Origin of the sequence: Kitasatospora sp. NPDC094028, from assembly GCF_049543595.1 — a bacterium.
Lineage (GTDB): Bacteria > Actinomycetota > Actinomycetes > Streptomycetales > Streptomycetaceae > Kitasatospora.
This window is the reverse complement of record NZ_JBMVFA010000011.1, coordinates 186,035-197,841: the sequence shown is the minus strand read 5'-3', so window position 1 is coordinate 197,841 and position 11,807 is coordinate 186,035. Positions and strand designations below refer to the sequence as shown.

General features: G+C 71.1%; 11 protein-coding genes. 3 read left to right on the top strand and 8 right to left on the bottom strand.

Features of this window, described 5'->3' with window-relative positions; all coding sequences use genetic code 11:
- Positions 1–25: 25 nt before the first annotated feature.
- From ACPC54_RS19295 to ACPC54_RS19260, 8 genes are all read right to left on the bottom strand, one after another.
- Positions 26–334 (bottom strand): hypothetical protein, encoded by a 309-nt coding sequence (locus ACPC54_RS19295; RefSeq protein ID WP_498966199.1) that lies wholly within the window; start codon positions 332–334, stop codon positions 26–28.
- On the bottom strand, positions 324–1,781 hold the full coding sequence (locus ACPC54_RS19290; protein WP_498966197.1) for a putative type IV secretion/conjugal transfer ATPase: 1,458 nt from the start codon (positions 1,779–1,781) through the stop codon (positions 324–326). The genes ACPC54_RS19295 and ACPC54_RS19290 overlap by 11 nt, the downstream gene beginning before the upstream one ends.
- Positions 1,778–3,307, bottom strand: coding sequence for an SCO6880 family protein (locus ACPC54_RS19285; RefSeq protein ID WP_498966196.1), 1,530 nt, complete (start codon positions 3,305–3,307; stop codon positions 1,778–1,780). The genes ACPC54_RS19290 and ACPC54_RS19285 overlap by 4 nt, the downstream gene beginning before the upstream one ends.
- Positions 3,307–5,268, bottom strand: a complete 1,962-nt coding sequence (locus ACPC54_RS19280) for a conjugal transfer protein TrbL family protein (RefSeq protein WP_498966194.1) — start codon at positions 5,266–5,268, stop codon at positions 3,307–3,309. The genes ACPC54_RS19285 and ACPC54_RS19280 overlap by 1 nt, the downstream gene beginning before the upstream one ends.
- Positions 5,246–6,025 carry a hypothetical protein gene (locus ACPC54_RS19275; protein ID WP_498966192.1) on the bottom strand — a complete coding sequence of 260 codons (780 nt, stop codon included), beginning with the start codon at positions 6,023–6,025 and terminating at the stop codon, positions 5,246–5,248. The genes ACPC54_RS19280 and ACPC54_RS19275 overlap by 23 nt, the downstream gene beginning before the upstream one ends.
- 10 nt (positions 6,026–6,035) lie before the next feature.
- Entirely contained in the window at positions 6,036–6,359 is a 324-nt protein-coding gene (locus tag ACPC54_RS19270) for a DUF8827 family protein (RefSeq protein WP_498966190.1), read from the bottom strand.
- Between the two features lie 82 nt (positions 6,360–6,441).
- Positions 6,442–7,458 carry a C40 family peptidase gene (locus ACPC54_RS19265; protein WP_498966189.1) on the bottom strand — a complete coding sequence of 339 codons (1,017 nt, stop codon included), beginning with the start codon at positions 7,456–7,458 and terminating at the stop codon, positions 6,442–6,444.
- Positions 7,459–7,470: 12 nt separating this feature from the next.
- Positions 7,471–8,121, bottom strand: a complete 651-nt coding sequence (locus ACPC54_RS19260; RefSeq protein ID WP_498966187.1) for a hypothetical protein — start codon at positions 8,119–8,121, stop codon at positions 7,471–7,473.
- A 1,048-nt stretch (positions 8,122–9,169) separates the two neighbouring features.
- Between ACPC54_RS19260 and ACPC54_RS19255 the strand changes: the two genes are divergently transcribed.
- From ACPC54_RS19255 to ACPC54_RS19245, 3 genes are all read left to right on the top strand, one after another.
- Complete coding sequence (locus ACPC54_RS19255; protein WP_498966185.1) at positions 9,170–9,682, top strand: XRE family transcriptional regulator; 513 nt, start codon at positions 9,170–9,172, stop codon at positions 9,680–9,682.
- A gap of 185 nt (positions 9,683–9,867) precedes the next feature.
- A complete protein-coding gene (locus tag ACPC54_RS19250) occupies positions 9,868–10,554 on the top strand; it encodes a hypothetical protein (RefSeq protein WP_498966183.1) in 687 nt (228 codons plus the stop codon).
- Complete coding sequence (locus tag ACPC54_RS19245; RefSeq protein WP_498966181.1) at positions 10,551–11,699, top strand: MAB_1171c family putative transporter; 1,149 nt, start codon at positions 10,551–10,553, stop codon at positions 11,697–11,699. Before ACPC54_RS19250 ends, ACPC54_RS19245 begins: the two co-directional genes overlap by 4 nt.
- Positions 11,700–11,807 lie beyond the last annotated feature (108 nt).

The window sequence follows — 11,807 nt, the reverse complement described above, 5'->3', positions numbered from 1 at the left end:
ACGTTTCCTCTGCGTGCGGGGCGGCTTACCAGCGCGCCCGGTCGGCCGGGTAGACGGCGAAGCCGTCCTTGCAGGAGCGAAGGACGCACTCCTCCCCGAAGAAGGCGGCGGCCCTGGCGGTCAGGGCCGCCCGGTCGGAGCGGACCGGCAGGTCCGCCAGCGCGTCGTGCTGGGGCTCCAGGCAGTCGGTGCAGACGTAGGACATCCACCACCCGGTGGGCACGGCGTGGCCGCGCCCACCGGGCATGCGGGGCCGGGAGGTCTCCAGCACCAGGCGGCCCAGCAGCACGGCGGCCGGCGCGTGCTCCTGGCGGGACGGGGCGTCAGGCTGCATGGGCCAGCTCCTCGTCGAACGCGTCGGCGTCGTCGGGCGCCAGCTGCTCGGTCATCGCATTGGAGGAGAAGCAGAGCAACTGCTCGGTGTCGGTCAGCAGGTGCTGGACCCCCGGGTAGACGGTCTCGCCGACCATCCACAGCGCCACGCCGCGCCTGAGCCGTGGGATGTGACCGGCCGTCCAGGCCGGCAGCCCGAGCCGGGCGACCACCGCCTTCGCCTCGTCCGCCTTCATGCTGTAGATGACGATCGTGTCGGCCATCTTCAACGCGGCCGCCGTCTCCGCGCTGTCGTCCACATCGCTCAAGTGGTGGACGATGAAAATGCACGAAAGGCCGTAGCCGCGGGCGAACTTGAGGAACTTCTCCAGCAGCTTGGCCAGCTGCGGAGTGCCGAGGATGTGCCAGGCCTCCTCGAAGATGAGCAAGCGCTTGCGCTGGTTGTACTGGGTGCAGCCGGTGGCGGGGTTGCCGCCGCGGCGCCAGGCCCCGGAGGCCTCGTCGGTGGTGACCCGCTGGTGGGTGTCCGGCGCGGTGCCGCACTCGCACTCGCCGCGCAGCCACACCTCCTCCAGGAACACGCTGATGACGGCCATGAGGATGGTCATCGCCACGCCGCCGGAGGGCACCCGCGCCAGGTCGAAGACGATCATGAGCGCGTCCAGGTCGACGTTCAGCGACGTGGGCCCGTCCAGCATGCCGACCAGGTCGCCGCCGCCGTTGGCGTCGTCCTTGGTGCCGCCGCACAGCCGGTCCAGGACGTAGGAGGTCTCCAGGCCGTCGGCCAGTAGCTCGTCCACCGTGCGCTTCTTCGCCGCGGCGTCTTCCTCGGAGGGGTGGCGCAGGGCGTACGCGACGTCGGGCAGGGTGGCCACCCGCTCCTCGGCGGCGCCGCGCTCGTTGGCCCGGCGCACCGCGATGCGCAGTGCCGAGCCCGCGAACTCGTCCAAGCCGCGGCCCAGGCCGAGCTCCACGATGGTGCGCACCAGCTCGACCTGCCGCCGGCCGGAGATCGCCGGGTCCAGCGGGTTGATGCAGGCCGAGCCCGGGCCGCCGCCGGGCACGAATTTAATCGGGTCCTTTCCGGTCAGGGCACGGCAAACTGCAGCCCATTCGCCCTCGCCAGATTCTTTTTGCTCTTTTGTGTCAAGAATTGCGATTTGCCTGCCCATTCGGGCCTGGCGCAGCGCGTACGTCTTGGTCAGGGACGACTTTCCGCGGCCGGTGTCGCCCATCACCAAGGCATTCCCGCCAGGCAATCCGTCACCGAAAATACTGAACGGGCAATAAACGAAGGCCTTGCCGGAAAACAATTCCCGGCCGATGACCACACCGGCGCTGCCCAGGGTGGGCGGGGCGATGGGGAGGTAGAGCGACTGGGAGGCGCGGGTGGTGGTGTGCAGGGGTCGCCGGGCGGTGATCGGCGAGGTCTCCAAGAGCAGGCTCATATCCGGATACCTCCGCCGAAGGGCAGCGTGTTGAAGAAGGCGCGGTGGTGCTCGAGGTCGAGCCATTCCACGCCCAGGTGGGAGGAGCGGGACTTGGCGGTGGTGTCCCGCTTGGCCTTGGCGAGCTCCTTCTCGGTGCGGGCCGAGACGGTGATGTAGCCGACGATCGCCGAGCCGGCCGCGCCGGAGGCGGCCAGCTCCATGCCGCGCTGGCTGGCCCGGTCCCGGGCGATCACGTCGCGCGGGTCGATGTTCTTGCCCTTGCGCAGGTCGCGCTGGATCTCGGCCTGGTTGTTGGTGTCCTCGGCGAGCATCCGCTTGACGGCCTTGTCGTTCGGCTCCAGGTGGCTGGTGATGGCGACGGTGCGGATGATGTCCGGCAGGCCGATCAGCAGCGGCGCCAGGAAGTCGGGCCCGACGGGGGTGGTCGGCCAGGAGACGACGGCGGCGGTGGCGTGGTACCAGCCGGTGGGTGAGTCGGCGGCCCGGGCGCGGAAGTAGCGCTCGTCACGCACGTCCACCTGACGGGGGAAGGCGTGCTGGATGGGGAGGCTGTCGTCCCAGATCGCGTGGTCCGGGTCGTAGGTGTTGCGGATGACCGCGGTCATCGTGCCGAGGTCCACGGGCGCCACCACGCGCAGCTCCGCGTCCTCGCACCGCGCCCACAGCTCCTCGGCGGCGGCCGACATGACGGCGAGGATGCCCTCGTCGCCGTCCCCGCGCTCGTGCGCCTCGGCCGCGAAGTCCTTGCCCCAGGTCGCGTAGGCCACCACGTAGTAGCGGTGCTCCTCCGCCGAGGTGGACACCGCGTTGGCCAGTGCGTTGTAGCTCTGGTCCAGCCAGTCCGGCACCTTGGCGGTGGCCGGGGAGGCCGCGCGGGTGGCGACGTACTGCTGGTGGGCCTCGGGGTCGGACTTCAACTGCCGTGCCAGCACCGAGATCCGGTCGATCGGGTTGTCGGCGGAGTTGCCGAAGCTGTCCAGCAGCTCGCCCCACCGCTCCAGGGCCAGTGCCTGCTCGGATCGGTCCTTGCCGGCGTGGCCGCGGGAGGAGACCTCCAGCGCGATGGTGACGCAGCCCAGTTCGGGCTGGAGCACGACCGCGATGTCCTGCCCGCGCACCGAGCCGGTCAGCGGCCGCATCGAGGTAATGCCGGGGGCGGGCGCCAGCGCGGCGGCCGGCGCGGCGCCGTCGCGCCGCACGCCGGCCTCGATCGCCGGGGAGGTCCACACGCCGCCGGTCCTGCGCAGGGTCCGCTTGTAGTCGCGCTGGATCCGCCACCACTTGTAATAGGTGCGGCGCGCGGCTGCGCCCTTGGGCTTGTAGGGCACCAGGACGATCAGCACGGCCAGTACGACCGGGAGGGAGATCGCGAGGATCGCCAGGGCCGGGCTGCCGGAGCAGATCCAGCCGCCCAGCACGGCGATCGCACCGGCACTGACCAGCAGCACCTGCTCCCCCAGGTCCCGCTTGCCGACCAGGCCGGTGGGCCGGTCCTTGCCGAAGACGTAACTGTCGGCGGCCATCAGTGATCACTTCCTCGGGGAGTTGCGGGGCCCGCTGCGGGCGCGGACTGTGCCGGCGCGGGGGCGGGGCCGCTGTTCTGGACGGCGGGGGCGCCGGTGCCGGTCCGGGCGGCGGTCGGCGAAGCCGGTGCCGGAGCCGGGGGTGAGGCCACCGCCGCCGCTGCGGGTGCGGGGGCAGCGGCCGGAGCAGCTGCCGGGACGGGAGCCGCTGCGGGGGCCGGTGCCTGAGCCGCCGTCGGGGACGGCGCCGGGGCGTTGGCGCCGGTGGCGACCGTGGAGGGGCCCGCCGGGTTGGTGGGTGCCGGGCTCGGCTGGCCCGACGAGCCGGTGCCGGGGCTGGGCGCGGTGCCCGTGCTCGGGGAGCCCATTGCTGCTCCCGGTTGGGAGGGCACCACGGACGGCGTGCTCGGACTCGAGGTCGCCGTGCCCCCGAGCGGCGAGGCACCTGTCGACGAGCCGGTGGCGTTGTCGCCGGTCCCTTCACCGGCCGGGGTCGAACCCAGCGCGGCGGAGGCGGTGTTGGTGCCGGTCGCCACGATCGAGCCGCCGGTCGGCGTCCCGCTACCGGCGGTGCCCGGGGCGACGGTGTCCGCCGGGGCGGGCGCGTCGGCGCCGGTGCCGGTCGGCACGATCGAGTCGCCGGTGCCGGAGGAGCCGGGCACCGTGCTGGGCACGCTGCTGTTCTGGCTGTCCTCGCCGCCCTTGCCGTGGCCGGCGCCCTGGTCGGGGATCGTGTTGGCGTCGTCGACCTTGTTCTTGGCCATGTCCAGGCCCGCCTTGGCGACCGTGGCCGCCGCGGCGACCGGCCCGCCGGCCGCGGTGGTGGCGCCGGCGCCTGCGCGGGCGCCACCGACGACCGAGCTCTGCATCATCCGCGCGTTCATGGCCTGCTGACTCGCCTGGACCGGGCCGGGGATGGCCGCGACCGGGCCGGCCTGGGCGGCGGCCTTGCGGGAGTGCATCAGGTGAGCCATGTCGTCACCGAACGACGGCACCCACTTGTAGAGGGTGGCCGAGGAGAAGACCGCGAGGAACATCATCAGCGCGCCGACCAGCACGGTGCTGGCGGTGTCGCTGTTCGTCTTGGTGTCGGAGTTCTCGATGGACGCCGCCAGGCCGAACAGGGCGAACAGGATCGGCTTGCTCAGCAACAGCGCGAACAGCATGCCAACCCACTTCTTGGACCGGCCCCACAGGTCGCGGTCCACCAGGCCGCTGTTGACCAGCGGCCCGAGCGCGGCACCGATGTAGAGCGCGCCGGCGCGCACCAGCAGCTCGATCCAGACGAGCAGAGCGGCGACCATGATGCCCAGGAAGATCAAGATCATGGCGCTGGGCGCGTTCGAGCCCTGGGTCGAGATGGCCTTCGTCAGCAGGTCGATGAACTTCTTGCCCTCGTCCACCGCACTCCCGGCGAACACCGAGGTCAGATCGTCGACGATCTGGTTGAGCAGCATCAGGACGGCGGGAGTGAACGCGGAGACGAGGACCTGCAGAGCCAGCAGCCCGATCGCCTCGGAGACGGCGGTGGCGACCGACACGCCGCGCACCGCTCGCTTCGCGACCGCGATCAGCCACAGCACCGTGGTCAGGATCGCGGAGGCGGCGAAGATCAGGCCGTACTGCTTGAGAAAGCCCGGGTTGGTGAAGTCGACCTTGGAGGACGCCTGCATCAGGTCCATCACCTTGGTGAGGAGCCACTTGGCGCCTTCGCCCATCTTTCCCGCGATGAACCCGAACGGGTCGGAGACGAAGCTGGCTACGCTGGTAGCGCCGTCGACCACGTCACACACGGTCGAGACACCCGGGATGTCGCACACCCCGGGGGCGGCCTGCGCGGCGGGGGCGCTGAACATCAGCATCAGCGAGACGAGGAACCCGGTGATGCCGGTGGCCGCCAGCGGGCGCCGCAGCCGAAGCCGCCGGCGCTGTGCCGGGTCAGCCTGCGAACGGCGGAGCACCCGCGTCACCTCCCAGCTCGCGGAAGCTGTTCGGCGAGGACGGCTGACCGGCGGTGGCCTGCGGGATCAGCGCCGCGGAGCGGGTGATCGATATTGCCTTCCAGTCGCCGCCCGTCCAGGTCAGCGTGTAGTTCCAGGTGGAGAACTCGCTGGTGGGCGGCAGCTGCGTACCGGTGGTCGCCACCCCGGTGACCGCCACCGTCCACAGCTGCACCGTGGCGACGTCCGCGCTGTACGAGGAGACCGTCGCCGACAGCACCGCCTGGCGGTTGATCAGCGGGGCGCCGTCCTGCGTCTGGCCGTTCGCGCCGATCCCGAGGTTGGTCATCGCGTTCTGGCTCTGGCTGTCGAGGGTCTGCTGACGCTGCGCCAGGGCGTCGGGAGCCATCACGACCGCGCTCACCTTGTGCCGCACGTCCGGGTTCGCGAGGAAGCCGGCCGTGGACTGGGCGATCTGGAAGTTCGTGGCGGCCGACTTCGCGCCGGACTCGGTGCGGGCGTAGCCGACGGGCACACCGTCCTTGAGGTGCAGGCCGGTGCCGGGGACGGTGCCGGGGCCGGCCGGTGCGGCCGGGGCCGCGGCGGGGCCGGCGGGTGCCGGGCTGGTGTGCGAGCCGCTCAGGCCCGCGGTGACCAGCCCGGCCGTGACCAGGACGGCCACCAAGCCGACGCAGACGGTCAGTGCCCGGCGGCGGCGCGGGCGGGGGGCGGGCGCGGCCGTCCACGACCGCTCATTGGTAGAAACGTCGCTGGTCATCGTGGTCGCCTCAGATGCCCATGCCGTAGACGATGGTGGTGATGGTGGCGCACGAGGCGACGAGGAAGATCCCGATGAGGCCGCCGACGATCTGGCCCTTGCCGGTGTCGGTGTGCATCGTGCTGTTGCCGGAGCCGACCCAGCCCTTGCTCTTGGCGATGCCGAACAGGAAGGTCGCGACCGAGATCGCCAGGACCAGGGCGGCCGCCACGCCGAGCAGGGTCTTGGAGGTGTTGCCAACGGCCCCGAAGGGGCCCCAACTCGGCTTGACGCCGCCGACGACGTCGCCGACACCGTCGGCCAGGTACTGCATCTTCGCGCCCAGAGCAGGCATGGTGAGATCCCTTCAGGGAGGAGAACTCCGCGCCGGCGGAGTGCCGGACGGGAGAGTCGAGGGGGGAAGCGGCGGTCGCGGGTCAGCCGATGTGGCGCATCGCGACGACCGTGTTGGTCGGGCCGGCCGAGCCGGTCCACTGGCTGAGCGGAGTGATCCGTACGACCGCACCCGTGTGCGGCGCCTCGATGACCTGGCTTCCGCCGATGTACATCCCGACGTGACCGGGCTGGGCGGCCGAGCCGTCCGAGCCGGGCGTGAACAGCAGGTCGCCGGGGGCGAGTTGGCTGGCGGAGGCGACCGGGGTACCGACGGTGACCTGCTCGTAGGTGGTGCGCGGCAAGTTCACGCCCGCCGCCGCCCACGCCATCTGCATCAGCGAGGAGCAGTCGCAGCCCTGGGCGCCGGTGAACGGCGCCTGGCAGGTGCCGCCCCACTGGTACCAGGTGTTCAGCGCGCTCTCCGCGGCGGCGATCGCGGTCGCGGCTCCGCCGGAGCCGGGCGGCAGCGGTACGAGTCCGCCGGTGGCCGCCCACTTGGTGGCCAGGTCCCGGATCTGCTTGACGTAGTCGCGTGTCTCGGTGAAGGGCGGGATGCCGCCGTACTGGATCACCGCGTTCGGGCCGGCGTTGTAGGCGGCCAGCATGTTGTCGGTGCTGTCCCCCGGGACCTGCTTGACGTCGTTCGCCAGCGCGCAGTCGTAGGCGACCGCGGCCGGCACCGCGTCGGCGGGGTTCCAGACGTCCTTCTTGCCGTCGCCGTCGCCGTCGACGCCGTAGGTCGCCCAGGTCGCCGGCATGAACTGGGCGATGCCCTGGGCGCCGACCGAGCTGGTGGCCAGCTTGTTGAACCCGGACTCCTGGTACAGCTGCGCGGCCAGGAGGGAGGGCGTGACCTGCGGGCAGCCCTTCTTGGTGGCGCTGTCGATCAGGGTGCGCAGCCAGTCCGGGACGGGGGCGCTGGTGGTGATGCCGCCGCCGGGCCCGTTCGGGGTGGCGGCGCTGGCGCCGCCCGCGCCGGCCAGCGTCATCAGCAGGGCGAAGATGCCGGTGCAGGCCGTAGCGACGACGATGGCCGCGGAGATGGTGGTCTTCTTCATCGGGCGCCCGCCTCAGGCGAACGGCAGCGCGATCACGCGCCACCGCCCGTCCGTGCCGCGCTCCAGTTGGACGGCGACCTGGTCGTCCTCGCTCGACGCCTTGCCCTGGGCCGGGGTGACGGTCGCCTTGTACAGGACCCGGGCCAAGGCGCTGGTGGCGCTCGGCGCCGGGGCGCCGTCCGGCACGGAGACCTTCGTGACCGTCGCGACGACCACGGCCTGGTCGCTGCTCCAGCGCTGCCACTGGGTGGCGGAGGAGGGCCGGGCCATCGACAGGGAGGCGCCGAGGTCGGCCGAGGCGAACTCGGCCGCGCGCTTGCCGGCGTCGGTGAACGCGCTGTCGTGGCCGGGCCGGGCGTCGTGCGAGGCCCAGGCGGTCACGAACTGGGAGGCGGCCTTCGCGGCGTCGGCGGGCAGGCCGGAGCCGTCGCTCGCGGCGGCCGAGCCCGCGGGCAGCGCGATCGTCCCGGTGCCGGGAACGGCCGGGCCGCTCGCCGCGGCGTTGGAGGCGCCGGCCGACGCGGAAGCCGCAGCCGGAGCGGCGGCCTGGTGGCCGGAGGCGGCCGAGCCGCAGGCGGCCAGCGTCATGCCGAGCGCGGCGATCAGCGCACCGGACGCCGCACCGCGCGGACATATACGGAGAAAAGGGGTATCTGAGGGCATGGGTGGTCCGTCTCGGGACGCGAAAGGGCAGGAAGAAGGAGGGGAGGGGGTGGGAGCCTCCGCCGCCTGGGGGCCGCGTGGTCAGCGCGGCCACCCCAGGTGCTCGCCCCGGCGGGCGGCGTGGTCAGCGCCGGACCCGGGACCGGGGGTCATCGCGGTGCGGGCACGGCCGACAGGGCCGTGAGCCGGCCGGTCAGCGCCAGGCGCTCCGGCAGCAGGGGCGGGTCGATACCCGAAGGAGGCCGGCGAAGCGCCGCGCGGCGGCGGACGCCGGGACGCCGCGACAGGCGGCGGGCGACGGCGCCGAGGCCGTCATCGCCGCGCGGGGGGCCGAGGCGAGGGCGCAGGAGGTCACCGGCGCTGCCGGCGGAGTCGGCCTGGCCACGGCTGCGTCTTTGCGCAGGGTGGAATGCATGGAACACTGCCCTTTGTCCAAGGGATCTTGACCGGTTCGCTTTCCAGGGCTGGACGGTCGAGGACCCAGTGGTCCGCGGCTCCGAGCAGAAGCCGCGTCCCGGTGCCTGGGGGCTGCAACCCCCGGGCACCGGCCTTGCTGCGGGCTGCGGTCCGGGCTGTCGCCACAGATTCGCCCCCCTTGCCGCACCCGACCACATGGCGCTAGACAACTGGATAGGTCTGCATACCTACCTGTTTTAGGCCATCTAGTCGGCTAGATGCGGCGTGCTCGAAACATACGTTGCCGCCCACTGCACCTGTCAAGTCCCATCACTCACGGTGATATTCACGGGTTTGAGGCCGGAGTCCACCACTGGTGTTCCAGGCAGCCGCCGGGGCGATCTAGGCTGGTGGGGACAAGAGGATTGGGGGGTCTGGCCCCCTGTCGGGCGGGCTGTTTGTGCAGATGGAGGTGATCACCCTCTGGTGATCGCCTGTCCCGGCGGGGGGCACGCGCAGTGAAGATCATCCCCAGTTGGCTAGATGAACTTCGCGCCAGGTGTAGCGTTGGGCGTCTAGGTGCCTGGATAATGGGAATCGTCAAGTAAATCAACATCAAGGCCAGGCAGGCTCAGGGAGTGGTGATCGCGGGATGGGTGAGGACGCCCTCGTCGGGTCGGGCACGCTCGCACAGCGGCTCGACTACCTGATCCGCACCATCCACCCCGAGGGGCGCGGCCCGTACAGCTACCTCGAACTCGCCGAGCTGATCCGCAAGAAGGCCGACGCAGACGGCGGCCCCACCGTCTCCCACGGGACTATCCAGAGCATCCGCAGCGGCAAGGTCACCAACCCCGGAGTCGACTCCCTGCGCGCCCTCGCCGCATTCTTCGGCGTACCGACCGGGTATTTCACCGACGACGAAGTGGCCGACGTCGTGACCGCCCGCATCGAAGAGATCAAGCAGGGCGCCGACCAGGCCGCCGCCAGCGACGAGCTCGCCACCGTGCTCGAGAACCAGCAGGTACGCGCGCTCGCGCTGCGCCTGGGCGGCCTGTCGGGCAAGGCGATCAAGGCCATCACCAGCATCGTCGACGGAGTCCGAGCCGGTGAGGGCCTGCCCGAGCTACCCGAGGCCAAGGGCAGGAAACGCCGCAAGAACTGAGTCAGAAATCACATGTGAATTTAGTGGGGTTATTTTGACTCCGGGTCACATAAACTGCGGTTTTCGATCTCCACAAAGTCCCCTTAAGCTGCTTCCGATCTCATGCGGAGCAGCCGCTTCCGCATGCCGTCGCGCGAGCCTGCCGAACCCGTTCGGCACCGCGCGGGCCAAGCAGTGAGGGAGCTATGAGTTGGTGGAGACGGGCCCGACCTGACGCCTGCGCCTCGATCGCCCGTCAGCTCTCCATCCCGCAGCCCTTCGAACTCGGCGCCTTCATCGACGCGATCGAGGATCAGCGCGGCCGCCCCCTGGTCCTGCTCCCGCTGGACGGCCCTCGAGACCCCGATCTGCCCTGCGGAATCTGGCTCGGCCTCGACGTCGCCGACCTGGTGTTCTACGAGGGTGGCGCCCCCGACATCCTCAAGATCCACATCATCCTGCACGAGATCAGCCACATGCTCCTGGGCCACGTCGCCCCCGAGCTGGACCCCGCCGATCCCGCCCTGGCCGGCATCGCCGACGCCGAGCAGTACTTCGAGCGCACACTGGCCCGCACCTCCCGCGCCATCGCCAGCGTCGACACCCCCGGCCTGCCGATCGCCTCCGTCATCCGCGCCGAAGCCGCCCGCATCCGGGCCAGCGTCGCGGCCCCGCGCCCCACTGACGAAGCCATCGGGTTTTCCCCCGAGCGCGTCCTCCAACTGCTGGGCCGCACCAAGTACGCCTGCACTCAGGAACGCGACGCCGAGCAGCTGGCCACCCTCATCCTCGAACGTGCCTCGCGCAACGAGGCGAACCCGAAGTCCCGTCGGGCCGCCGACGTCCTCGACCGCCTCAACGACGCCTTCGGGCACCCGGTGCGCAGCAAATGAACCCTGGCAAGATCGCCGTCCTGACCCTGCTCTGGACGGTCACCCTCTGGCGCCTGCCCTCCGCGATCCGGGTCCCCGCACAGCGGGCACTGTGGGTCGGATTCGCGGCCCTCGCCGTCGTCTCCACCATCTCCATCCCCGCCATCTCCCACGCCATCGACCGCGCGGCCGGCATCACCAACGTCTCGATCCTGCTCAAGCACCTCATCGGGATCATCGACTGCGGCGCAGCACTGGAGTTCGTGGTCACCATGGCCCGCCCGGACCTGGTCACCAGGATCCGCAAGCCGCACATCACCCTCGCCGTCACCGCCGCCGCCACCCTGAGCATCCTCTTCGCCCGCATCCAGATGCCCGCCGAAGTCGACGACTTCTACAAGGCGTACGCCGGCTCCTGGTCAGCCACCACCTACGCCGCCGTCTTCATCGGCTACCTCGGCGTCGTCATGACCGTCGCCACCTGGCTCTTCTGGAGCGCCAGCCGCAACGCCGGCGCCGCCTTCCTACGCACCGGCCTACGCGTCCTCGCCGCCGGCACCGCCACAGGCATGCTCTACACCGTCCTGCGCATGACCCAGATGTTCGCCGAACTCTTCGACACCGACCTGATCGACACCAACCTGATCAGCAACGTCGAGTGGATCGCGATGGCCCTCATCCTCATCGGCAACAGCATCCCCGCCGGCGGCGTCGCCGCCCGCGCACTGCGCAACCGTCGCCACCTGCGCCAGATCCGCCCCCTCTGGACCGCCCTCACCGGCCAGGTCCCCGAGATCGTCCTGACCCCCACCAAGCGACAGAGCCAGCGCCTGCGCCTGCACCGACTCGTCATCGAGATCCGCGACGCCAGCCTCGCCCTCACCCCCTACGCCGACGACCACGTCCGCGCCCAGGCCCGCCAGGCCGCCCAGGCCCAAGGCCTCCGCGGTGACGCCCTCGACGCCATGATCGAGGCCCTGACCCTGCGAGCGGCCCACGCCGCCAAGGCCGCCGGCAAGACCCCCGCCGTCGTCAGCGACGAAACCGAGAGCACCGCACCGCACCCCGAGGGAATCGACTTCGACGCCGAGATCGTGCGCCTGCACCACCTCAACGAGGCCTACCACTCTGCCAGCGCTCGGACGTTCTTCCAGAACTACGCGTAACGGCAAAGGGTCCTTGCCCCGCCAACACGACAGAGTGCGGCAGGGCAAGGACCCGTACGGCGCAACGCTAGGTCCAACTGGGCTTCATGCTCAGGAGATTGGCTTGTG

Bases quoted from the DNA above. Each gene is read 5' to 3' on its own strand.
- ACPC54_RS19245 (WP_498966181.1), top strand. From the start codon at position 10,551: ATGAACCCTGGCAAGATCGCCGTCCTGACCCTGCTCTGGACGGTCACC.
- ACPC54_RS19285 (WP_498966196.1), bottom strand. From the start codon at position 3,307: ATGGCCGCCGACAGTTACGTCTTCGGCAAGGACCGGCCCACCGGCCTG.
- ACPC54_RS19265 (WP_498966189.1), bottom strand. From the start codon at position 7,458: ATGAAGAAGACCACCATCTCCGCGGCCATCGTCGTCGCTACGGCCTGC.
- ACPC54_RS19270 (WP_498966190.1), bottom strand. From the start codon at position 6,359: ATGCCTGCTCTGGGCGCGAAGATGCAGTACCTGGCCGACGGTGTCGGC.
- ACPC54_RS19295 (WP_498966199.1), bottom strand. From the start codon at position 334: ATGCAGCCTGACGCCCCGTCCCGCCAGGAGCACGCGCCGGCCGCCGTG.
- ACPC54_RS19260 (WP_498966187.1), bottom strand. From the start codon at position 8,121: ATGCCCTCAGATACCCCTTTTCTCCGTATATGTCCGCGCGGTGCGGCG.
- ACPC54_RS19250 (WP_498966183.1), top strand. From the start codon at position 9,868: ATGAGTTGGTGGAGACGGGCCCGACCTGACGCCTGCGCCTCGATCGCC.
- ACPC54_RS19275 (WP_498966192.1), bottom strand. From the start codon at position 6,025: ATGACCAGCGACGTTTCTACCAATGAGCGGTCGTGGACGGCCGCGCCC.
- ACPC54_RS19255 (WP_498966185.1), top strand. From the start codon at position 9,170: ATGGGTGAGGACGCCCTCGTCGGGTCGGGCACGCTCGCACAGCGGCTC.
- ACPC54_RS19290 (WP_498966197.1), bottom strand. From the start codon at position 1,781: ATGAGCCTGCTCTTGGAGACCTCGCCGATCACCGCCCGGCGACCCCTG.